The organism is Hymenobacter volaticus (genome assembly GCF_022921055.1).
Taxonomy (GTDB): Bacteria; Bacteroidota; Bacteroidia; order Cytophagales; family Hymenobacteraceae; genus Hymenobacter; species Hymenobacter volaticus.
The window spans coordinates 340,231-362,931 of sequence record NZ_CP095061.1; the positions used below are offsets into that span (position 1 = coordinate 340,231).

Sequence of the window (22,701 nt, forward strand, 5' to 3'; positions counted from 1 at the left end):
GGCTACTTACCAGTCGCCGCTGGCGCCGCCGCCGCCGGAGCTGCCTCCGCCGAAACCGCCGAAGCCGCCGCCGCCACCTCCTCCAAAGCCACCGCCGCCCCCAAATACGCCGCGGCCACCCGAGAAGTCACCGAAGATGATAGGTGGTACCATCATGCCGCCGCCGAAACCACCGCGGCCACCTCGGCCGCCACCTCCCCCACGTGAGCGGAGTAGCATAAATAGAATCAGCGCGCCGATTATCACCCAGAAGGTCCAGCCCGAGCCGCTATCGTCGTTGCTGCGTTGGCGGGTACGGGTGGTTTGGTCGGCTTTGTATTCGCCTTTGGCCAGCGCAATAAGCTGGTCGGTGGCTCGGTCGAGTCCTTGGTAATATTGCTCTTCGCGGAAGGCCGGAACTATCGTGTTGGAAATGATGCGCTTGGCCAACGCGTCGGGGATGGCCCCTTCGAGCCCGTAACCGGTTTGGATGCGTGCTTTTTGCTCTTGGCGAGCAATGAGCAGCAGTACTCCATTATTGTTGCCCTTTTGTCCAATACCCCAGGTTTCGTAAAGCTTCTGAGCATAATCGGCAATTTCGTTGTCGCCGAGCGTGGGTATGGTCACGATGGCAATCTGCGAGGAAGTGGAGTCGTTGTAATTAACGAGCTTCTGTTCCAGCGCCGCCACTTCGTCGGGCTGCATCATGCCCGCCAAGTCGTTAACGAGGCGTGGAGGTGAAGGGCGCGGAGGTACATCCTGCGCCAGGGCCCCCAACTGCACAGCCAGCAGCAAAAGCGCTAGCAGCAGCGGCCGGAACCACGCCCGATACAAAACAGGGAGAGGCTGCATCATACGCGGGGGGACTGCGGCGGACCGCCGCCAAATGAAATGGAATCGTCGAGTTCGTTTTTGTCGGTCACGGAATTGTAAGGGAAATAACGTTTCAATTGCTCGCCTACCATCCGAATGCCATGCTCAAGCCCCGCCGCATATTTTTCAGTGCGAAACTGACTCAATACGGTTTCCTTGGTGGTTTCCCAGAAATCGTCGGGCACCGCCGAGTTGATACCGGCGTCGCCAATGACGGCGAACTGACGGCTTTTCCAGGCCAGGTAAAACAGTACCCCATTGCGTTGGGCGGTGCGGTGCATGTTCAACTCTGCAAATACCTGAGCGGCCCGATCAAGAGGCTCCGGCGTTGGGCAGGTATCTTCTAAATGCACCCGGATTTCACCGGAAGTCGTGACTTCAGCCTGCTGAATAGCAGCAACCAAAGCGGCTTCCTGCTCGGGAGTGAGAGGGTTGGTCATAGGTGTGGGGATTAGGACTTGGGGTGGGATAGAAAAACGTAGGGACGGAGGGGCGCCAACATATCTTGGCAGAACAGCGAAGGTATCGGTTACGCGAAGGCAGCGGGAGAACAACTCCAGCTCCGTTCAGCACGACAAACACCACTACCACGAAGCCGAAGAAACACTTGCGGGCGCCACATCAAGCAAAACGTATCTTCTGCCTATGTACATTCCCAAGTCCTAACCAACCAGATTAAAACTGAACCGTTGGGGCTTTCTGCGAAGCTGGATCAGCCTCGAAATACGGTTTCTCGGCAAAGCCGAACATGCCGGCAAATAGGTTGTTTGGAAACGACTTCACAAAGCCGTTATAGTCGTTGGTGACGGTATTGAACTTGTTGCGTTCCACGTTGATGCGGTTCTCGGTGCCTTCTATCTGCGCTTGCAACTCCTGGAAGTTGGCGTTGGCTTTGAGCTCCGGATAATTTTCCGACACGGCCAACAACCGACCCAAGCCACTGCTCAGTTGGCTTTGCGCGGCCTGGAATTTTTGCAGGTTTTCAGGGGTGAGCTGGTCGGCCGAAATATTAACGCCGGTAGCATTGGCGCGGGCCTGGACTACGGCTTCGAGGGTGCCTTTTTCAAAGTTAGCAGCACCTTTCACGGTGTTTACTAGGTTCGGAATCAGGTCGGCACGGCGCTGATAGGCACTTTGCACGTTAGCCCATTGTGCTTTCACGGCTTGGTCGCGGCCGACCATGCCATTGTAACCGCACGACGACTGCGAGAGAAGAATCACCAGACCGGCGAAGTAGAGAAGGAAACGTTTCATGAAGGAGAGAGTTGATGAATGGGTTAAGGAGTGAAGTTGCGAAAATAGGAGAAAGTGAATTTAAGGTTTCGCAGCGCTGCCTACACAAGTAGCGCCGTGGATTGTTGAAATCACCGTCTGACAATTTCACAACTTCACCTTACTGTTGTGCCAAAGTACGAATTCACGCCGCAGCGGTTGTGTATGAAGCGGCTCCGGCCGCGATTCACTATTTTGCGGACTTACGCCACGCTTGTTGTTCATGAAAGCCATTATTCCCGTCGCGGGCATTGGGTCGCGCCTACGTCCGCACACGCACACCCAGCCGAAATCACTCGTGCCGGTGGCCGGCAACACCATCTTGGGGCACATCATCGACCGGCTCAGTGCGGCAGGTGTCCAAGAATTTGTATTCATCATTGGTTACTTGGGCGAGAAGATAGAAAGCTATGTCCGACGCAGCTATCCGCAGATCCGCAGCTCGTTTGTGGTGCAGGAGCCTCGCGAAGGCATTGCCCACGCCTTGTGGCTGGCCCGCGACACGTTCCGCCACCAAGAAGACGGTATCCTGATCCTGCTCGGCGATACCATAGTAGATGTAGACCTGCCGGCTATGATGCAGACGTCCGGCAATGTGCTGGCCGTGAAGGAAGTAAAGACGCCTTCGATGTTCGGCCTGGTGGAAACTGCACTAAACGGCCGCGTCACGAAAGTGGTGGAGAAGCCGCGCATTCCGAAGTCTAACTACGCCTTGGTTGGTCTCTACAAGATTGCCAATCCTGACTGGTTGGCCAAGGCCTTAGAGCAACTCATTGACCGGGACCAGCGCACGCACGGCGAGTTTCAGCTCACCGATGCGCTCATGCTCATGATCCAGGAAGGCGCCGAAATGACCACTACATCAGTTGACAACTGGTTTGACTGCGGCCGCAAAGATTCGTTGCTTGAAGCCAATGCCCGTTTGCTCAACCGCCCCGAGTTTCTGGACCGCCGCGACTACCCTCAGTTCCCAGATACTATCATCATTCCGCCCGTCAGCATCGGAAAAGATTGTGAAATCTGTAACTCCATTATCGGACCCAATGTGGCAATCGGCGACCGGACCATCGTCAAGAATACTATTTTGAGCGAGTCCATTATCGGCTCATACAGCGAATTGCGTTCCGCCGTCATGCACGATTGTATTGTGGGCTCGGATGCTTCCTTTAAGGGAATGCGCCACAGCCTCAACATCGGCGACAACACCGAAATCGACTACAGCTAGCAGCTTGTGTGCCGCAGAGCTTGATTTTGGCGGCGCGCTACAACCGTGGGGGCTGCCAGCTTGCGTTGACAACAATAGTTGTCGGCGCATCGCGGCACCGTCTTTCGCGTATCAACCTTACTTCTGAAAACTACTTGCTTGCATATGATGCGTATTCTCCGTCGGACCACGGTTTTTTTTGCAGCGCTGCTGCTTACAGTTGCCGCTGGTAGGGCCCAAACGCCACTTGGACAGCCTTCATTTGATGAGCAGAAAGTGCAGGTGTGGTGCGCCACGGCGAAGTTCGTGTACGAAGACAATGGCCGGCCTAATCTAAAAAGCACCTTACGCTGCGGAGGCTCCCTGAAAGAGTTTGAAAACAGCATCCGGGCCGATAGTCAGCGCGTGTTTAGTGCGTTGTACCAACCGCTGGAAGTACGCGGTACCATTTATCGGGGGCTTGGCTCCAACCCTTCGCGCTTGCAAAAGCTGAAGACCGAAATAATCAGCCGCCTGAAATCTTCGCCGGCCCGCCGTGCCAATCCGGCCCGCATGCAACGCTTGGCCACGCTGGAAACCGCTCTTACCAACTATGTCGAGAACGGCACGCCCATAGGTGACCAACCCGAAGAAGAATCCGCCGAAGCCCTCGACACTACCGCCGATGCCGACGAGGCTGCAACCGTAGAATCGAGTGATGCCGGATTAGACGAGGCGGGCGTTGCCCGCCCAATAGAATCGGCCCGAGGAACCGGAGAAAGCTGGATAAACAAAATCTTCGGCCCGTTGGCGCTTATCATGTCTTTGCTGAGCTTAGTGCTGTACGTGCTGATGCGTCGCAACATGGCCGTGTTTCAGAAAGAGCTTATTGGCCGCATGACGCAGCGGCAAGACGAGATAATGGCTACGCGCCCCGCGCCAGTGGCTGCCGCTGCTCCGGCGGTGGCGCAGCAACTAACCCCTGAGCTTCAGCGCCAAGTAGAACAACTGGTGTTGCAGCGCGTGGAAGCTGAACTGGCCAAGCGAGAGCAAGAATTGCCCGTTACGCCTGCGCCCACCCCACCACCAGCGCCCGCCCCCGAGCCGCCGCGTGTAACGGCGTTGCCCGTTACCATCGTTGCCCCGGCGCCACCGCCGTTGTTATCCGAACTTGAGGTTGCCACGCCAACCCCTGCGGTAGCCACTACCCTGGATACGCCTGTCCCCATGACAGAAATAGCTGGCCCTCCCGTAGTGATTCCAGCGGGCTCGCCGGCCACAGCCTTGCGCGAAGATTTTGAAAGTGTGGTACCGCCCGTGCACTTGCCCGATCCGGCGCCTGTTGCCTCGTCGGAAACGATTATTCGTTATGCGAAAGCTCCTTTAAGCGGTGTCTTCCGGGACGAGGACTTCGTGGATGAGCTGCAAGACGACAGCGTGTACGAAGTTTTTCTAGACCCACAGTGGCCCGAATTGGCGTCGTTCCAGGTTAGCCCCGAGCCAGTTGTCCAGACGTACCTGTTGCAAAGCGCCCCGCCCGATTTGTTGGCTGCCGCCTGTGAATACGAGCAGCCAACAGGCCCCGTTTCGCAGATACTAACGGTGGAGGAAGGCATTCTGCGTAAGGTAGAAGGCGTTTGGCAAGTCGAACAGAAGGCTGTGGTGCAGTTTGAAGGGTAGCTGTTTACTTGCCTGATCTAGTAATAGTTAACGAAGTATACAGCCTTTGCACATAGCGCAACAAGAGAAGCGTACGTACGGTTAAGAGTTCTTATAAACGCCACTAGTACTAGTTTCTAGTGGTATACTAGCCCATTATTCTATTGCAGATACAGAAGAATCTGTGATTTATCTTCGGGCCCTTTCTTGTTATTCCTTCCATGCAAATACGGTTATTCCCGGCGCTGGCTCTCTTAGCGCTGGCAGGTTGCCGCTCGTCGCAAACTTATTCGCCGGGCGCTGAAACTTCCTCCATTCCTGCTTCTTCCCGCGTTCCTGTGTTATACCCCGAAACTCGCAAATCCGACCAAGTTGACGACTATTTTGGTACGCCCGTACCCGACCCGTACCGCTGGCTAGAAGACCCTGACTCGCCGGAAACCAAGGCGTGGGTAACGGCTCAAAACAAGGTGTCGTTTGGTTACTTAGAACAGATTCCGTTCCGCGCTAAAATCCGGGAGCGGCTTACTACCATCTGGAACTACGAGCGGTTTGGCGTGCCGCAAGAAGAAGGTGGGCAGCTTTACTATTCGAAAAACGACGGTCTGCAAAACCAAGCGGTGCTTTACACCCAACAAGAAGCGCAGCAAGGTCAGCCCGAAGTATTGCTCGACCCCAACAAGTTCTCCACGGACGGCACCACAGCCCTGGCCGGGACGTACTTTTCCAACGACCACCGCTACATGGCCTACGCCACAAGCGGGGGCGGCTCCGATTGGCAGCAATACAAGGTGATGGACCTGAAAAGCCGCCAGCCGCTGTCCGATGAGCTGAACTGGGTGAAAGTATCGGGGGCGGCGTGGTACAAAGACGGCTTTTTCTACAGCCGCTACGACGCGCCAAAGTCAGGAGAAAATAAGCTGGCTGGCAAAAACGAGTTTCATAAGGTGTACTACCACAAGCTTGGTACGCCCCAGAGCAAAGACCAACTTGTGTACGAGGACCCGAAAATGCCGCTCGGCTTCCGCATGGTGGGTACCACCGAAGACGAACGGTTCTTGGTGCTCTACCTCACCGACGGCAAAGCCGATGGCAACCGCCTCTCCGTCCGCGACCTGACCGACCCCAAGCAGGCCGATACGTTCACGCCGCTCATCACCAGCTACGAGCACAACAACTCGGTAATTGGCAATATCGGCGGCCAGCTACTAGTGCTTACCGACTATAAAGCGCCGCGGTTCCGAGTGGTGCTTATCGACCCTCAAAAGCCGCAGGAAGCCAACTGGAAAGAGGTGCTACCCCAAACCGAGCAGAAGCTGGAAGGCGTTGATCAGTTGGGTGGTTACTTGGTGGCATCTTACTTGAAAGATGCCAGCAGCAACATCAAGGTCTACACCGAAACCGGCGAATTCAAGCACGATGTGGCACTGCCCGCCATCGGTACGGCCGCCGGGTTTGGGGGCAAGCGCGGTTCGAAGTCGGTGTATTACGCCTTCACGTCGTTTACGTACCCAACTACTATCTACAAGTACGACTTGGCCAGCAACACCAGCACGGTGTTTCAAGCGCCCAAAGTTGATGTGAAACCTCAGGACTACGTGACCTCGCAGGTGTTCTACGCCAGCAAGGACGGCACCAAGATTCCGATGTTTATCACGCACAAAAAGGGCGTGAAGCTGAACGGGCAGAACCCAACCTATTTGTATGCCTACGGTGGATTCAACGTGTCGCTCACGCCCTCGTTTTCGGTGGCCCGCATGCTGTGGCTGGAAAACGGCGGGGTTCTGGCTATTCCCAACTTACGGGGCGGCGGCGAGTACGGCGAAGACTGGCACAAGGCCGGCATGACGCCCAACAAGCAAAACGTGTTCGACGATTTCATAGCCGCCGCCGAATACCTAAAGGTGCAAGGCTACACCAATACCAACCGACTTGCAATTGCCGGCGGCTCGAACGGCGGCTTGCTCGTGGGAGCTACTATGACGCAACGCCCTGACTTGTGCGGCGTGGCCTTCCCGGCGGTAGGCGTGATGGATATGCTGCGCTACCAGAAGTTTACCATCGGCTGGAACTGGGCTCCCGAGTACGGTACCTCCGACACGTATGCGCAGTTTCAGAACCTGTATAAGTTCTCGCCGCTGCATAATCTGAAGCGGGCTGCTTATCCTGCCACCATGATAACCACCGCCGATCACGACGACCGGGTGGTGCCCGCGCACTCCTTTAAGTATGCTGCTGCTCTGCAAGTTGCCAACACTGGCCCGCGGCCCCAGCTCATTCGGGTGGACGTGAATGCGGGCCACGGGGCGGGCAAAAGCACCAAGCTCCAGATCGAGGAGTGGGCCGATATATGGTCGTTTGCGTACTTCAACATGGGCGTCACCCCGTACAAAAAGTAGTTGCAAGCTCGCCCAAGCAAATCGTCTGTCTCTACCGTAGAGCGCCAGGCAATGACCTGAAGAGTGTAAAACTCGTAGAAGGCATTCGCGGCTTGGTTCGTATCTTCGCGGCCACATCGCGCGTTACTAGCTCTACCTTTAGGTTTTCACATGAAAAAAACGTTTCTGTTCGGTCTGTTGGCCGCTTCGCTGATGCTGTCCGCTACGTCGTGCAGCAACCCCGATTTCACCAGAGGTGAGGAAATGGCTACCAAGCCGCTACCCCCATCCCGGCTGCTCCCGACACCACAGGCGGTCAAACCGCTCAAAACCCGGCTACCCGCGAGCTTACCGCGCCTAATGCTACCGAAGACATCAAGAAGATGCAGCCGGTGATGTAAATAGCTAATATTCAGCAAAGAAGAATGAGCAATGGTCTGTACCGGACCGTTGCTCATTCTTCTTTTCAGTGAGTTTCTAGGCCTCTAATTCATTTCACTTATGAACATTCGTCGTGGCCGCGAGGCCGATTTGCCTCAGGTATTGGGTCTGATTCAGGAATTAGCGGTGTATGAGCGAGCGCCGCACGAAGTCACGAACACGCTGGCCGACATGCAACGCGACGGATTCGGACCGGAGGCTATTTTCAAGTTTTTCGTGGCCGAACAGCCAGATGGCAAAATCATCGGAATCTCGCTTTACTACACGGCGTACTCCACCTGGAAAGGCCGAATGCTGTTTTTGGAAGACTTGGTCGTAACCGAAGAAGCACGTGGTACGGGCATCGGCAAGCAACTCTTCGATGCCGTAGTGGCGGAAGCGCGTCACACGGGGGCCAACCGCATGAAATGGCAAGTGCTGGAATGGAACGAGCCCGCTATTGGGTTCTACAAGCGCATCGGCGCCAACCTCGACCCCGAATGGCTGAATGGCAACCTGAACGCCGAACAACTGCAAGCTTATACCTGCGCACCCGGCGTGGAAGCCGTTGTAGCTTCCAGCTAGCCACTAGCTTGTGTAGCACAAAAAAAGCCGCTCAGTTGAAGCGGCTTTTTATTTAAAGTAAGAAAGGGCTTAGTGTAATGCGTTGATGGTTCTAGCTTACCACTTCCAGCATAGTGCGGAATGAAGCGTAGCGCCCACCGAATTGCCGCTCGATGTCTTTGCGCAGGGCTGGGGCCGCCACGTTCTGGTATTCTTCCAACTGCTCCAAGCTCACACAATAGTATTGTGCGGCGTAGGTAATGCCGTCATCTTCCTCGTTGAGCAAGCGGCAAAGCTGGCTTCTGACAAAGAAACCAGTAGCCATTACCTCGGGCATATGGGTGTCGCGCATATAGGTTACCCACTGCTCGGCTATTTCCGGGTCGAGGCTGGTCGTGACGTTGTAAAGTATCATAAGATGTTAGGTTCTTGGTTGATGAGCAGTCTGAGGACAATGAAGCAAGAAGACGGAGCAAAGGGCTCTTGCGAAATCCACAAACCAACATAACGCAAAAGTCGGCCAAAAAATGCTAGTCTTCGGTCTCTCTGGTTCCAAGCCGGCAAATCAGACTCGCATCGGGTCGAAGTGGAACTCTTGAATGCGGGCCTGAATGTCTTTCGAAGAAAGCTTTTCGTTGATAGCGGCTTGTACTAGGCCGGGCAGCTCGGCGTTGCCAGCGAAGCGTAAAGCGAGAATCTGGCTAAGCTGCAGCTGGCTTTCCAGAGGCCGCAAGCTTTGGCCAGTAGCCTCAAAATACTGCTGCCGCACCTCCAGCCGGATGATCCGGTCTTGCAGCGTCAGGGCATAGTGTTGGCGCAGCATAACAAGCACGCCTAGGCTGACCACAGCCAAAGCCATCAGCGTAAACCACAACCGCGAAATTTCAGTGTCCTCGCCGGCTACGGTGCTATAGCGGCGAATGCTGTAAAGCGCCACAATAAACAAAGCGGGCAGCAGCACAAAGTGGTGCCACACGTAGTACATGGGTTTATTTTTGGTTGGTTGGGTAGCCATAAAGGATGTGATTTGAAGAAAGTGCAGACACAAAAAACTCCGGCATTAAGCCGGAGTTTTTGATAGTAGGGCAAAGACAAGCAGGCTGTATTTACGATTTAAGCGCTTTGGCTGCTTTCTTGGCTTCGCGGGCCCGGCGCTTTTCTTCACTAGCCGTTTGTTTAGCTAGTTTCTCTTGGCGCTTGGCTTCTTTAGCGGCATCCTTCTGGCGGTTTAGCTCCAGTTTCTGCTCTTTCATCTGCCGCTTCTGCTCGCGCATAGCGTTCTTCTGGTCCTTGAGCTGGTCTTGGGAAGCATCTACGCTTTTGCGTGATGAAGCCGTTTGCTGTTTCTGAGCGTCCAGAGTGGATTTGGCATCGGCAGCGCGCTGCTTTTGTTGTTCCAGACGTATTTGAGCGGAATCTGCTGCGGTTGTTGTGGTTTGAGCCAGGCCACTATGACTGCTCACAATACCAACTGCAAAGGCGAAAATGGCGAGGATCTTTTTCATGACGACTTACGGTTAAGTTCGTTGATACGGCTCGCCGCTGTCAAAGTTAGAAATATCGCCTTATTCCTCTACATAATCCAAGTCCTTGCCATAGCTCTCGGGTAGGGTGCTAGCACTAAAGAAAGCCAGTAGCAGCGTTACGGCGCCAATAACGGTAGCCGCTCCCGTGATGCCCAACGAGGGTTTGAGGGCTGAGAAAGCCGGGTTGATAAGCACAATAGCGCCCCGCGCGAAATTGGGGGCTGTAGTAGCCACAGTAGAACGCAAGTTGGTGCCAAATTGCTCGGCCGAAACCGTCACGAATAACGCCCAGAAGCCACCAGCGTAGCCAATCAGGAAACAAACCAAGTAGAACATGGTGGTGCTAGCGCCGTGCAGCCCATACAGATATACGCCCACCATTGTGGCGCACGCCACAATAAACAACTGCAAGGTGCGGTTCCGGCTCTTGAACAGCTGGCTGAGGGCACCGCTGGTAAAGTCGCCGAGGGTAAGGCCGAAGTAGCACCAGAAGATGCTCAGGCCACCTGTTACGGCACCTTGCACACCAAACTCCTGCCCGAACTCTGGAGCCATGGTTATCAGAATCCCAACCAGAAACCAGAACGGCACACCCAAGAACAAGCAGCGGATGTACTTGGCTAGTCGTGGTCCATTAGTAAAAAGACTGGCAAAGTTACCCCGCTCGACTCCCTCACGCTTTGCCTGCTCGAACATCCCCGACTCAAACACGCCCGCCCGCAACGCTAGCAACGCCAAGCCGAGGCCGCCCCCTATAAAATAGGCGTTGCGCCAGCCGAAATACTGTCCCACTCCGTAGGCTACCATCGCTCCTGATACGCCCACCGATGCTACTATCATGGTACCGTAGCCGCGCTTTTCTTTCGGTAGGCTTTCCGCTACCAGCGTGATACCAGCACCTAATTCGCCGGCCAGGCCCACGCCGGCAATGAGCCGCAGCCAAGCATATTGGTCGATGGTTTGCACAAAGCCATTGGCAATGTTGGCCAACGAATACATCAGAATAGAGCCAAACAACACCGACAATCGGCCTCGTTTGTCGCCCAAAATCCCCCATAGGATACCGCCGAGCAGCATACCGCCCATTTGCATACTGAGCAAATATTGCCCCTGCTCGGTGATGTCTGCCGGCGCTGTGATGCCGATGCCCTTGAGGCTTTCTACCCGCACGATGCTGAACAGCACCAGGTCGTAAATGTCAACGAAGTAACCCAATGAAGCCACAATAACGACTGCGCTAAGCAAGGCAGCAGTTTTAGGCGCAGACGAAGGGGACTTAGCGACGGACATGGGGCGAGGGTAAAAGGGTGAAACAGTATAGGTTTGTCAGCAGCACTTTACGCATAATATGGAAAAGCGACAAACACAAAGCCTACTCATAAGGAAATGAGGGCACCGTTAACAAGGTCATCCACCTAACTGGGTGGCTACTCGGCCATGTACCTTCGGCCATAGTTCGGCCTTTAAAGCTGGATAGGGATAGAAAGCACTTCACCATGATTTATTAGCAATAATATATACTAATGAGCTTGGATATAGTGCCAATAATATTAGTTTTGTGATTCTGTTACCGTCATCATCCTTCCTTCTACCGCTATGAAAAAGGAGCCACAGTATACGGTCTGCTGCCAACTTACTATTGCAGAAGTTGAGCTTGGGCGCATCATTGAAACCCGACAAGTGAACCACCACTTATCAACGGAGACCACCGAGCTAAACGAGCTATTCGCAGACCTTTACGAGCAATTTCGTAGCCCCTATCTACTAGGACTCCAGATTACAGCTATTCACGGCCATGAGCCTTGCCCTGCCACAACGGACGTAATACAGTAGCAGCTGGCGGTTAACTGCCGCCAGCTACCAAACAAGCAGAGTAGTAGAATAAACAAAATCAGCATGCTTGCGAAGCTCTAACTAAACTTCGCAGAATTACAGCCAGAGTTAGATATGCAATTGACGCAGTGCTTTTCTGTAAATATCTATTAAGGGCTTATTGCTCAATAGCTAATGCTTTACAGCCAGTGAGTAGTCGAGGGGCTACCAGTTGCTGCTAAACACGCTGTTTAGATTTCTGAAGTTGGGGCTCGTCGCAGCAGCCGTGGGCACCCATAGCCGGTGCTACGTCTTCTAGCTGCACAGTGCAGTGGCTGATGTTGAACTCGTGTATTAAGTCGTGCTGAAGCTCGCCCAGAAACTGGTTGCTGTTGCCGCCATTCGGACGAACCAAGTGTGCTGTTAGGGCCGTGTCCTGGGTGCTGAGTGGCCAAACGTGCAAATCGTGGACGCTTACTACGCCGGGGCGGGTTAGCAGAAACTGCCGTACTGCGGCTATATCAATACTTTCGGGAGCGGCTTGCAGGGCCATCTGCACAGTTTCGCGCAGCAAGCCCCAGGAGCTATACCCTACTATACCAAGAATCACGAAGCTAATAGCCGGGTCGAGCCACTGCCAGCCGGTGAAGTACACCAGTGCCCCACCTACCACTACCCCCACCGACACCAGCATGTCGGTCAGCATGTGCAGATACGCGCCGCGCACGTTTACGTCGCCTTTCTGCCCACTGCTGAACAGCCAAGCCGTAAAGCCGTTGACAAGGATGCCCAAGCCCGCCAGCGCCATTACTACAGTGCCGTTGACGGGCGTAGGATGACGCAGGTGGTCCAGCGTATCCCAAAGAATAAAGCCAAGGGCCAGATACAGCAAGGCCGCATTGAGCAGGGCTGCTTGAATGGTGGCGCCTTTGTAGCCGTAGGTATACCGCTCCGTGGCCTGGCGCTTGGCTAGCCACGTAGCACCCCAGGCCAACGCCAGACTCAGTACGTCGCTCAGGTTGTGGCCCGCATCAGACAGCAATGCCGATGAATTTGCCCATAGGCCCCCTGCCGTTTCGCTCGCCACAAACAGCAGATTCAGTGTTATTCCCCAGCCAAACGCCCGACTAAACTCAGCCGGTGGCGCATGATGATAGTGATGGTCGTGTCCGTGGTGGTCGTGGGCCATATGCGAAGAAACGATGCGTTTGCAGAACAGGTTCTGTTCACGCGTTTGAATTAAACTAACAACAACTAGTTGAGAATAGCAGGCCTAGTTGATTAGTATACTACCACGCGGCGTGTAGCAGTTCCGGTTGCTGTGCTGACCTGTACTATATATAATCCGGCAGGTAGGGTAGTGGTAGGCAACGCTATTGTAGACTGCACGACCGGAAAAACGAACACGGACCGGCCTAAGGCATCCAGCAATTGCACCGAAACTGCACCTTGAATGGCAGGAAAACGCAGATGTAGGGCTTCGCCCCGCACCGGGTTAGGCCACATTTCAAAAGGAACTGTTACTCCGGTTTTTATGGCTAATGGTGTGTTTGGTAGCAGGCAAGCGAGCCCCATCAGTTGTTGTCCAGCCACGTTTCGGAAGCTGCCGCCGGCTAGTATTCGGCCATCGGGTAAGCCAAGCAGGGCGTACACTTCATTATCGGGTCCTGGCATGGCAGCGTTGAAGTAAGAAGCATCTATTTGGCCGCTTGGTAATAGCCGTTGCATGTACGGAGGCGTGCGAGCACCGCCTAGCTGTCCGCCTACCACCACATGTCCGCTTGCTTCCTGAACTATTGCATTAACCTGCCCTCGGTCTGTATTCACTAGGTTGGGTAAGGCTGAAACAAAGCTAGGGTTAGTAGTGCCGTTGGAGAATAAACGCGTTACGTTCGCCGCAAATTGATTGTTAGAGCGAATGAAGGAGCCCCCCAATAAAAGCCCACCCCCGCCTCCGGCACTATGCAAAGCCCGGCGCCAGCCAATACTGGATCGGCCATTACAATTTGAAAGGCAGGATCAAGTGTACCGTCGGAACGCAACTGCCGCATTAGCTCTAATTGGCTGGAGTAGATATTGCCAGATACCAGTACCTCACCACCCGGCCGCAACAGTAAGTTTCCAATATTAGCAGAGAAGGGTACAGCAGGTAGAAAGTCGGCATCTATGGCGCCCGTAGAAAGCACCCGTACCACACTAGGAGCCGGTAAGCTAGAGCCAGCAATAGTGGCAGTAAAAGAACCACCTAGCACCATTTTGCCGTCGGGTTGCACGGCTATAGCTCGGACACTAGGCAACCGAGCCGATGCATTTTGCAATGGGGCTTGAAAAGTTGGGTCTAAGTCACCGTTAGTGAGTAGCCGGGCTACACCTGCGCGAGGCTGGCCACCTATCGTTGCGAATTCGCCGCCTAATAGTACTTGGCCGGTAGCATTAAGAGTTAACGTGTGTAGCTGAACAGTGCCTGCGCCAGTTATGCCACCTATTGGTGCCCGGAAGGTAGTATCTACGTCGCCGTTGGGCCAAAGCCGAGCCACGTTGGCCGTTGCCCAATCGTTGACAGTGGAAAAATTACCGCCTATCAATAACTTTCCATTGGGTTGTCGGGCCAGAGCCGTTACAGATCCGGGTAACCCGAGGCGAGGACGCCAGCTAGCAACCAATTGCCCGGTTGAGCCTTGCACTGCCGCTAAGCAGCCTGGCAGATTGGCGTACATCCCAAAAGTCCCACCTAGCAGAATGTTTCCACTGGCTAAGGAAACCAGGGCCTTTACTTCACCATCGGGACCCGGACCGGGGCTCCAACTCGCGTTGGGTTGGCCAGTTGGCAAATAGCGTCTTACAAGAGAAGGTTGGGTACGATCATCATCTGGTGGCGGAAAAGCTACCACTAGGCTACCATCGGCTTGCAGAGCGAAATGATTGTTGAGCCGGTCGGGAAACTGAGTGGGATAGGGTACCAATTCGCGTCCCGGACTGCTGATAGCAGTGAAAGACAAATCGGGTAGGCCAGAAGCCAGCAGACGCACAATGCTGCCTCTGTTGCCAATTGCTGCTTGGTTAGTGGCGTCGCCACCTACTAATATTCGTCCATCAGGCTGTAATGCCAACTCCCACACTTCTAGATTAGGGGGCGGAGTAAAGGAGGCATCTAAGTTGCCGTTAGCTTGTAGCCGAATGATGCCGCTGGGCGTAGCTATCCCATTAATATATAAGCCGTCGCCGCCCACCAGAATTCGCCCATCGGGTTGCACAGCAATAGCACGTACCCTGTTAAGTTGGTTGCCCGGTGGCACGAAAGAAGGGTCCATTTGACCGTTTGGCAGTAGCCGAATTAGCCCGCCCACGTTGCTGCCCCCAAAATTGCTGAATGCTCCACCCACTAATAGCTTGCCATCAGGTTGGGCAGCCACAGCTACGCGCAATTGTTCATTAGGACCTCCGCTAAAATAGGCTAGCACGTTGAAAGTTGAATCAGGCCGGCCGTTGGGCCGTAGCACCAGCATATTGAACGCCGTGCGGTTGCCTACCACCAAATCACCGTCGCCGAGAAGCAGCAGGCGCCCACCTGGCAAGGCCTTGATGCCACGCAGTCGTGTGCGGGTTGCGGCAGTGAGTGTGGGTAACTGAAATGAGGGGTCTGGTAGGCCATTGGCCGCATAATGTACAAGGTCGGTAAGGCCATAGCCATTGGCAGTTTCAAATGAGCCTAGTACCCAGGCGCCGCTGGCCATATCGGCTGCTAACGATTTCACTTGTCCCGTCCGATAGATTTCGCTCGGGCGAAAAGCTGGATCAGGTAGTTGGGCACGCCCAGGCGTAGGTGTTATTAAATTTAAAAGCAATAGTGCATAACAAGCTATACGACAAGCTCTGCAATGGAATAATGATATAAAATACATATAAGCTGATGGGTGAAAACCGAAGATAGATACTATCCGGTATTCATCCATCAACCTTCTTTGGACAGCCAATTCTATTTAAAACTCAACGGCACTACTAGCCGCACACTTACATTACGCCCTTGGTTGAACACGCCGCGCCGCCCGTTTGCCACATTATAGTCGGTGTATTTAAGGCGACTCAAGTGGCTCTGATATCCCACGTCAAAGAGGTTATTTCCAGCGAGGTACAGCGAAAACAGCGCTACGCCCGTGGGGCTTAGTATATCAGCTCCGAGGCCAGCATTTACTAGTGTGTAGCTTGGCGTTGCTGTTTCGGTGTCGAAAGCTGAAAAAATCCGGTTCTGCTTGAAGGTGTGTTCTATCCCAGCCCGAGCATAGAAAGTGCCTAGCCGCGCGCCCACTTTCGGCAGATTGACTACGAGGACCGATTGTAACCGGTCGGCGGGAATGAACGGTAAATACTGCTGGTTGGCGGCCGGGGCGTTTTGCTGCTCGGCGCGCACCAACGAAAACGAGTTTTCGAGGTGCAGCCAGCTGAGCGGATGTACGTCCAAGGTGGCTTCGCCCCCGTAGAGGCGCGCATCCGTTTGTACGTACTTGAAAATCTGGTCTTGCGCCGCGTTGGTGGAGTCGGCAGTGCCAGCCCGATTTGATAAGCGGCGGGCGAAAATGTAGTGGTTGATATTGTTCAGGAATGCATCAAGCCCAACACTCACCACCGAACCAGCGTAGCTCACGCCCGCATCGAGTTGCAAATTGGTTTCCGCCTTTAAGGTGTTGTCGCCTAGCTCGTAGCGGGTGGTGCCTTCGTGGCGACCGTTCGAGGCTAGCTCGGCAATGTTCGGCGACCGGAAGCCGCGGGCAATATTGGCTTTGAATACCAATTGCTCTGTCAGATTGAAGGCGGCTCCCAGACTTCCGGCTAGGTTGCCGTAGGAACTGCTGAAGCCAGCAAATTTTTGGTCGGTGTTGGCACCAGCGGCGGCTGGCCGGGGCTTAGGCTGTCGGTCGAGGTACAGCGCGTCGCCGTTGATGTGGCGGCTGTCGAGGCGCAAGCCACCGCTGACGTCGAGCTTGCCGATGGTTTTGCGCGTAACGGCGTAGAGGCCTCCGTCGAGCAAGCTGTACTCCGGAATCAAAAATTCCTCACCTAAGTTGGTGTTGTGCTGCTGCATACCACTGATTCCCAAGGTGGTGTTCCAGCCATTTTTTTCGGGTAAGTAGTAGCGGACAGTATAGTCGAGAGTGCGCAGGTGGAAATACAAGGCTGATTCCTCCAATTCAAACTCGCCGGGTTTGCCTTCTTCGCTTTCCTCGAACTCGCGACGCTGGTTTAGCTGCCAGCCTACATTCACGGCCAACCGGCCCCCATTGCCAAGTACAAAGCTGTTGTCGAGTCCGATGCGGTGGTGCTCAACCAGTTGGCTAGGAGCCGCAATGTTGTCGTAGCCGCGCAAATCGGCGTCGGTAGCTACGCCCCGTACCAGCGACGCACCTTCGCCGGATAACCGGGTCAAGAATTGCCCCGTACGCTGGTCGCGCACGCCTTCTATTATGCCAAGCTGCTGATTGAAAGTAGTGACGGTGAGGTGCGAATAGCCCCAGCTTTTATTGACGCCCACGTAGCCATTCACGTTTACCTCGCGGTAGCCAGAATTGAGCACCTTGCCATCGTAGCGGTTATCATAATTGCCCGCTACTTTGCCTGAGAGGCGCGACATCCAGTTGAAGCCGCTGGCCCGGTTGCCGCCGTACGTGAGCGAAGTCCCGATTAAGTGATTGTTGGATTGATAATTCGTTGTTACTGACCCTACCGTGCGGCCAACAGCTACTGGTGGTGGCGTCAGGAAGTTCACTACGCCGCCTAGGCCGTCGGAGCCGTAAAGCAAACTGCTCGGGCCCTTCACAATCTCAGCCCGGCCCACCGAGTACTCGTCGGTTTCCACACCTTGTAGGTCGTCCCACTTTTGGCCTTCTTGCCGGGCCCCATTGTTGAGCTGAATCACGCGGCTACCCGTCAGCCCCCGGATAACTGCTTTGCTGATAGCCGGACCCGCTGTGAGCTGCGTTACGCCCGGTATACGAGCCAGCGCGTCCACGGCGTTAGTGGCCGCTTGGGTATTCAGGTAGCGGCGTTCTACCACGGCTGTTGGCAGCGGCGACCGGCGCGCTTCCGTGGAGCCAGACACTCCCGTAACCACCACTTGGCCTAGTTCGGTGGCGGCAGTGCCCAACGAAACTTCCACGGGGGCATTCGCTTCCGTATCAACCGAGCGGGTGGTAGTCCGATATCCGAGGCTGCGAATTTCTAGTAGAAAACGGCCTTTCGGCGGCAAGTTGGTTAGCTGGAAAGTGCCATCCGGCGCCGTGACGGCGGCCTGTTGCAAGTCGGGCAGCAACACGGTAGCGCCCGGAATAGGTTGTTGCGTGCTTTGGTCGAGTATGCGGCCAGTAAGCGTGGGACCAGTTTGCGCAAAAGCACCAGCCGCGCCGAGCCATACGCTCAGCGTGAGTAAAGTTCGAGACATAGAAAAGTGTGGTAGAGTATCGGAGCGAGTAAGCGCTAAATATAAAAGCAAATGCCTACTAGCTCGACTAGTAGGCATTGCGAAAATCCTTATCAAATAGTTAAATATTACTTAAAGGCCAAAGGTACTACCACCCGTACACTCACGTTGCGACCTTGGTTGTAGACGCCCGTGCGGCCGTTGCTTGGGTTGTAGGCCGCATACTTCAGCCGGCTTAGGTGGCTCTGATAGCCCACATCAAACAAGTTGTTAGCCGTCAGATACACCGAGAACAACGTTTTGTCTTTGCCGTCTGTCACGTCAGACCCCAGGCCGACATTCACGAGCGTGTAGCCTGGCGTAGACGTTTCGGTCTCGAAAGCCGAGAAAACCCGGTTTTGCGCGAAGGTGTGCTCCACACCCCCGCGGGCATACAAGTTGTGCAGCCGCGTAGTACCCACCTTGCGGAAGTTCACCCGCAATTCCGACTGCAGCCGGTCGGCCGGAATAAAGGGCAGATACTTTTGCCCCGCTGGCTGATCGAACTGAATAGCGCGCACCATGGAAAACGAGTTTTCGAAGTGCAGCCAATCGAGGGGTGGGGGTGAAGGTCGAGGGTTACTTCGCCGCCGGCGAGGCGAGCGTTGCCTTGCCCATAACGAAATACTGGGTCGCCGGTGGTGGCTACGGAGTCGGTGCTGCCGCTGGCATTAAGCAGCTTCGCGGGAAAGATGTAGTTGCTGATGCCGTTGCGGAAAGCGTCAATAGAAAGACCTACGTGGTCGGAGGTGTAACTGATGCCGCCGTCCACCTGAAAGCTGGTTTCGGCTTTGAGGCCAGGCTCGCCAATCTCGTAGCGAATGGTGCCCTCGTGCTGGCCGTTCGAGCCAAGCTCGGCAATGTTCGGTGCCCGGAAACCCCGCGCCATATTCGCTTTCACCACCAGCTTATCGGTGGCGCTGAACGCCCCGCCCACACTACCGCTCACGTTGCGGAAGGTGGTCTGGAAGCCTGGAAACTTTTCTTCGCCGCTGGTAGCAGGCCGCTCGTCTTCATCGAGTAGCAGCCGGTCAGCCGTGATGCGGCGCAGGTCGTAGCGCAGGCCACCACTCACATCCAGCTTACCGAAGGTTTTTTTGGTGAGGCCAAACACGCCGCCATCCGTCAGTTGGTAAGCCGGAATCAGGAACTCTATTCCCTTGTTCTGGTTTTCCTGCCGCATCCCGCTCACGCCTACTGTTGTTTGCCAGCCGTTCTTTTCGGGTAGGAAGTAGCGCACAGCGTAGTCGATGGTATGCAGCTGGAAGAACAGCGAGTTCTCTTCTCCGTCGGCCGGATTACCGAATTCCCGTCGCAGGTTCTGCTGCCAGCCCACGTTTAGCGTCAGGCGGCTTTGCCCCAGAATAAAGCTGTTGTCGGTACCGATACGCAGGTGGTTGATACGCTGGCGCGGCACATCAAGGCCATAGCCTTTTAGGTCCGCGTCTGTTACGGGTACGCCCACAATGTTGTCGGGGTCGCCGCCGATAGCCACCTGCTTCAGAAACCGCCCCGATACCGAGTCCCGGTCACCTTCCACCAAGCCAAGCTGCTGGTTAAAGGAATTGAAGGTGAGGTGCGAATACCCCCAGCTTTTGTTGACGCCCACGTAGCCGCTGCCGTCCAACTCCCGAAACCCGGAGTTGTACACGCGCCCGTCGTAGCGGTTGCGGTAGTTACCGGCTAGCTTACCCGTGCCCCGAACCATCCAGTTGAGCCCGTGCAAGTTGCCGGCATTCATCAGCGAGTAGCCTTGCAGGTAGTTATTGGTTTGGTAGTTAGCAGCCACCGAGCCCAAGATGCGCCCTTCATCTACCGGTTCGGGCGGGAGAAAGTTGATAACCCCGGCCAACGCATCGGAGCCGTACAGCAAACTGCCTGGCCCCTTGATAATTTCCACCCTATCAACGCTGTACTCGTCGATTTCGATGCCGTGCTCGTCGCCCCACTGCTGACCTTCTTGCTTGGCGCCGTTGTTGAGCGTTACCAGCCGGTTAGAGCCTAGCCCCCGGATAACCGGCTTGCTGATGGCCGCACCAGTGGTAATCTGGCTTAGGCCCGGCGTGTGCGCAATGGCATCCACGGCATTCGTAGCAGCGGTTTGGCGCAGCCGTGTCTGGTCCACCACGCTTGTCGGTACCGGCGAGCGGCGCAATTCCGTGCTGGCCGATACACCGGTTACGACCACCTGCCCAATTTCGGTGGCAGCGGGAGCCAGCGCTATGCTGAGCGGCTGGCCAGTACCCGTATCCACGGTGCGTACCACGGTGGTGTACCCCACAAAGCGTACCTGCATCAGGAACCGGCCTTTGGGCAGCGCAGCCAATTGAAAGCTGCCATCGGCGGTGGTAGCAGTGGCACGCTTGAGGTCAGGAAAATAGATGGTAGCACCCGGTAGGGCTTCCCCAGAAGAGGCATCAGTTACGCGGCCCGTGGTGGGCGGAATAGCTGCTGGGGCTATTCGGGCCGGTCGGGTGGGAGTGGCTGTTTGGGCTATAGCACTCCCGGTCCCTAGTAGCAGACCGGCAGAAAGCAAAGAATAACGAAACATACAGCAAGGTAAGGAGCTGAAATGAACGGGAAATGAGGCAATAGGATGCACTCGTTAAAATAAGGAAGGCTCCAACCAACGGCCGGAGCTTTCCCTTCGTTTCTCCAAAACCAAACCAGGAGAAGATGGCGCGGAGCCGTTTGCAGCCAGCCCCGCTATATTTTGCTTAGTAACTAAGCTTATCGAACCGTAGTCGGGAAAGTCACTTCCACGTCCGTGTCGCCGGGGGCGGAGGTGCCGTTTTTGGTGCCGGGCTGGTGACGCAGCGTGATTTTAAGCGTGCCTGTAGCGGCTGTGGTCGTCACTAGGCGAGTTTGCAGGCCTATTTCCAGGTTGTTTTTGTCTTTGTCGGTGCGCGTCACCGTCATTAAGTTGGCGGGAGCAGGCTCGAAGACAAAAAGGTGCTTATCGGCTTCCTCCAGAATCTCGGCCGAGGTGTTCACCGCGGGGTTTTTGGTTTCATCCAGCAAGGTGAGCTCGCCGGTATATGTGGTGTTGGCGGCCAAGGTCAGGGAGCCAATCACGGGGGCCGTGCCCCCGTCGCCATCGGCGTCCTTATAGGTTACCGAAACGGGCGCACCGCCATTGGTGGGCGTCAGCTTGTATGTTACCGTCGTGATTTGCTCGTTGTCATCGTCAGGGGTTGGGTCGTCGTTATCGTCGTTGCAAGCGCTGAATAGGGGGGCTGCTGCTACAAAAGCCAGGAGCGTAGCGCGGAACAACGAGTTTGTGAAAGGAGTGTGCATACGTTGGAAAATGAAATGAAAAATGGTTTGGATGGTTGTCTTCAAGGATTGGAGTAGATGCTGGCTGTGGTGTATCGGCCTTTAGTCGCCGTCTTCGGAACTGGCATCGGCGCCCACAAAAACTAAGCGCAGTGGTTCACCGGGTACCGCGAAGGTTTCTTGATCGGCTAGAGTGCCTTTGTCGAGCATGTGCACCTTGCCTTGCGGCGCGTTGGTCACGTACACGTAGCGGCGGCTGGCAGCCAGGTAGGGGGTAGCTGTTTTGGTATCGAGCAGACCGCTAAGCGAGCGGCTGGCTTTCCGGGCTCCTGTTGCCGCGTCATACACAGTCAGCGTACCGGTACCATCGAGTATCAAAAGGTTTTCTCCTTCTTGGTCGAGGGCCACGCGCACAAAATCGGTGGCCGTACCCACCTGCGTAATGGTATTAGCCGTCAGGTCGATGCGGAAAACGCCGTAGCCAGCGCGCGAGCCATAGAAAGTGCGGGCTTTCGGAGCGTAGTAGATGGTCGATAGCCAATTGGAACCCGCGTTGGCCGGGTACGGAATCAAACGCTGCTCTCCGGTTTGCTTCACTACCAAAAGGCCGCTCGATGAGCCAAACACAGCTTGCTGCCCGTCGCCGGCGTCGCCGTGAATGCCTTGCGTGGCCACGCTCGGTGCAGCCACTACGGCGCCTTGCGTGTTCACAATCTTCACTTGCTCGGGCAGCGAACCAGCCACGGTGTTGTTTTTGTGGGTCACGGCGTAGCTGCCGTTGTCGAACAAGATCATGGCGCCGTGATGCGCCGCGCCCGTCACAATGGTGCTCGGGGCCGGCGCGGTGTGCAATTGGCCTTCTTCTACATAGCTGATGGAAGCGTTGCCGTCATTGAAAATGCTCACCTTATTGTGCGAGGCATACACGTGGCTAGGCGTTGGAGCCGTCGATTTGGTGAGGCCCCACTTCGGAGTACCCTTCACGTGCACATGGTCGTCGTGGGCTTCAATGCCGGTGTCAAAGAACTCGACCATGTTGTTGGCCGTGCTTACTACCGCCGCCCAACGGCCCGTCGGGGTAGCATACACCGCGCTGCCACCGTGAGTTGATTGGAAAGTTGTTTGCTCTTTTTTCGCCGGGTTCAGCAGGGTTACAGCATTGCTGGTTTTGTCGGTGATAAGTAGCCTAGCAAAGCTGCTTTCCACTTTCGGTTCATCGGGCTGCTCGTCGTTTTTGTCGCAGGAAGAGAGGATGCCAGCGGCCAGAACGGCCACGAAAGGGTAGAGAAATTTAGATTTCATGAGGAT

The 22,701-nt window shown here is 55.3% G+C and carries 21 protein-coding genes; 6 read left to right on the top strand and 15 right to left on the bottom strand.

Annotated features, from left to right (window positions below):
• Nucleotides 1-6 precede the first annotated feature (6 nt).
• The 3 genes from MUN86_RS31025 to MUN86_RS01405 form a co-directional block, all read right to left on the bottom strand.
• Nucleotides 7-834 (bottom strand): TPM domain-containing protein, encoded by an 828-nt coding sequence (locus tag MUN86_RS31025; RefSeq protein WP_280640572.1) that lies wholly within the window; start codon nt 832-834, stop codon nt 7-9.
• A complete protein-coding gene (locus tag MUN86_RS01400; protein WP_245120887.1) occupies nt 831-1,292 on the bottom strand; it encodes a TPM domain-containing protein in 462 nt (153 codons plus the stop codon). The genes MUN86_RS31025 and MUN86_RS01400 overlap by 4 nt, the downstream gene beginning before the upstream one ends.
• A 235-nt stretch (nt 1,293-1,527) precedes the next feature.
• On the bottom strand, nt 1,528-2,106 hold the full coding sequence (locus MUN86_RS01405; RefSeq protein ID WP_245120889.1) for a LemA family protein: 579 nt from the start codon (nt 2,104-2,106) through the stop codon (nt 1,528-1,530).
• Between the two features lie 241 nt (nt 2,107-2,347).
• On the opposite strand from MUN86_RS01405, the gene MUN86_RS01410 reads away from it, so the two are divergent.
• The 5 genes from MUN86_RS01410 (at nt 2,348) to MUN86_RS01430 (ending at nt 8,349) form a co-directional block, all read left to right on the top strand.
• Nucleotides 2,348-3,349, top strand: coding sequence for a sugar phosphate nucleotidyltransferase (locus MUN86_RS01410; protein ID WP_245120891.1), 1,002 nt, complete (start codon nt 2,348-2,350; stop codon nt 3,347-3,349).
• A gap of 144 nt (nt 3,350-3,493) precedes the next feature.
• Nucleotides 3,494-4,987, top strand: coding sequence for a hypothetical protein (locus MUN86_RS01415; protein ID WP_245120893.1), 1,494 nt, complete (start codon nt 3,494-3,496; stop codon nt 4,985-4,987).
• A 200-nt stretch (nt 4,988-5,187) separates the two neighbouring features.
• Nucleotides 5,188-7,365: a prolyl oligopeptidase family serine peptidase gene (locus MUN86_RS01420; protein WP_245120895.1), complete on the top strand. Its 2,178-nt coding sequence runs from the start codon at nt 5,188-5,190 to the stop codon at nt 7,363-7,365.
• 150 nt (nt 7,366-7,515) lie between these two features.
• On the top strand, nt 7,516-7,740 hold the full coding sequence (locus MUN86_RS01425) for a hypothetical protein (RefSeq protein ID WP_245120897.1): 225 nt from the start codon (nt 7,516-7,518) through the stop codon (nt 7,738-7,740).
• Between the two features lie 105 nt (nt 7,741-7,845).
• Entirely contained in the window at nt 7,846-8,349 is a 504-nt protein-coding gene (locus MUN86_RS01430) for a GNAT family N-acetyltransferase (protein ID WP_245120899.1), read from the top strand.
• 91 nt (nt 8,350-8,440) lie between these two features.
• Here MUN86_RS01430 and MUN86_RS01435 read toward each other — a convergent pair whose 3' ends face one another.
• The 4 genes from MUN86_RS01435 to MUN86_RS01450 all read right to left on the bottom strand — a co-directional run bounded on the left by MUN86_RS01435 (nt 8,441) and on the right by MUN86_RS01450 (nt 11,144).
• Nucleotides 8,441-8,743, bottom strand: a complete 303-nt coding sequence (locus MUN86_RS01435) for a DUF4286 family protein (RefSeq protein ID WP_245120901.1) — start codon at nt 8,741-8,743, stop codon at nt 8,441-8,443.
• Between the two features lie 150 nt (nt 8,744-8,893).
• Nucleotides 8,894-9,343, bottom strand: a complete 450-nt coding sequence (locus MUN86_RS01440) for a DUF6526 family protein (protein ID WP_245120903.1) — start codon at nt 9,341-9,343, stop codon at nt 8,894-8,896.
• 91 nt (nt 9,344-9,434) lie between these two features.
• Nucleotides 9,435-9,833, bottom strand: a complete 399-nt coding sequence (locus MUN86_RS01445) for a hypothetical protein (protein WP_245120905.1) — start codon at nt 9,831-9,833, stop codon at nt 9,435-9,437.
• 60 nt (nt 9,834-9,893) lie between these two features.
• Complete coding sequence (locus MUN86_RS01450; protein WP_245120907.1) at nt 9,894-11,144, bottom strand: MFS transporter; 1,251 nt, start codon at nt 11,142-11,144, stop codon at nt 9,894-9,896.
• A 306-nt stretch (nt 11,145-11,450) separates the two neighbouring features.
• On the opposite strand from MUN86_RS01450, the gene MUN86_RS01455 reads away from it, so the two are divergent.
• Nucleotides 11,451-11,687 (top strand): hypothetical protein, encoded by a 237-nt coding sequence (locus MUN86_RS01455; protein WP_245120909.1) that lies wholly within the window; start codon nt 11,451-11,453, stop codon nt 11,685-11,687.
• A 217-nt stretch (nt 11,688-11,904) separates the two neighbouring features.
• On the opposite strand, the gene MUN86_RS01460 is transcribed toward MUN86_RS01455, so the two are convergent.
• The 8 genes from MUN86_RS01460 to MUN86_RS01490 form a co-directional block, all read right to left on the bottom strand.
• Entirely contained in the window at nt 11,905-12,855 is a 951-nt protein-coding gene (locus tag MUN86_RS01460; RefSeq protein WP_245120911.1) for a cation diffusion facilitator family transporter, read from the bottom strand.
• 92 nt (nt 12,856-12,947) lie between these two features.
• Nucleotides 12,948-13,634, bottom strand: coding sequence for a T9SS type A sorting domain-containing protein (locus MUN86_RS01465; RefSeq protein WP_375379456.1), 687 nt, complete (start codon nt 13,632-13,634; stop codon nt 12,948-12,950).
• Nucleotides 13,553-15,421, bottom strand: a complete 1,869-nt coding sequence (locus tag MUN86_RS01470) for a delta-60 repeat domain-containing protein (protein ID WP_245120915.1) — start codon at nt 15,419-15,421, stop codon at nt 13,553-13,555. The genes MUN86_RS01465 and MUN86_RS01470 overlap by 82 nt, the downstream gene beginning before the upstream one ends.
• A gap of 221 nt (nt 15,422-15,642) precedes the next feature.
• On the bottom strand, nt 15,643-18,099 hold the full coding sequence (locus MUN86_RS01475; RefSeq protein ID WP_245120917.1) for a TonB-dependent receptor: 2,457 nt from the start codon (nt 18,097-18,099) through the stop codon (nt 15,643-15,645).
• 107 nt (nt 18,100-18,206) lie between these two features.
• The gene (locus MUN86_RS31030; RefSeq protein ID WP_280640573.1) at nt 18,207-18,641 is read right to left on the bottom strand and encodes a TonB-dependent receptor; all 435 of its coding nucleotides are present in this window, start codon (nt 18,639-18,641) and stop codon (nt 18,207-18,209) included.
• On the bottom strand, nt 18,551-20,668 hold the full coding sequence (locus MUN86_RS01480; RefSeq protein ID WP_280640574.1) for a TonB-dependent receptor: 2,118 nt from the start codon (nt 20,666-20,668) through the stop codon (nt 18,551-18,553). The genes MUN86_RS31030 and MUN86_RS01480 overlap by 91 nt, the downstream gene beginning before the upstream one ends.
• A gap of 179 nt (nt 20,669-20,847) precedes the next feature.
• Nucleotides 20,848-21,414 carry a hypothetical protein gene (locus MUN86_RS01485; protein ID WP_245120919.1) on the bottom strand — a complete coding sequence of 189 codons (567 nt, stop codon included), beginning with the start codon at nt 21,412-21,414 and terminating at the stop codon, nt 20,848-20,850.
• Between the two features lie 81 nt (nt 21,415-21,495).
• Nucleotides 21,496-22,695: an NHL repeat-containing protein gene (locus tag MUN86_RS01490; protein WP_245120921.1), complete on the bottom strand. Its 1,200-nt coding sequence runs from the start codon at nt 22,693-22,695 to the stop codon at nt 21,496-21,498.
• Between the last annotated feature and the right edge of the window lie 6 nt (nt 22,696-22,701).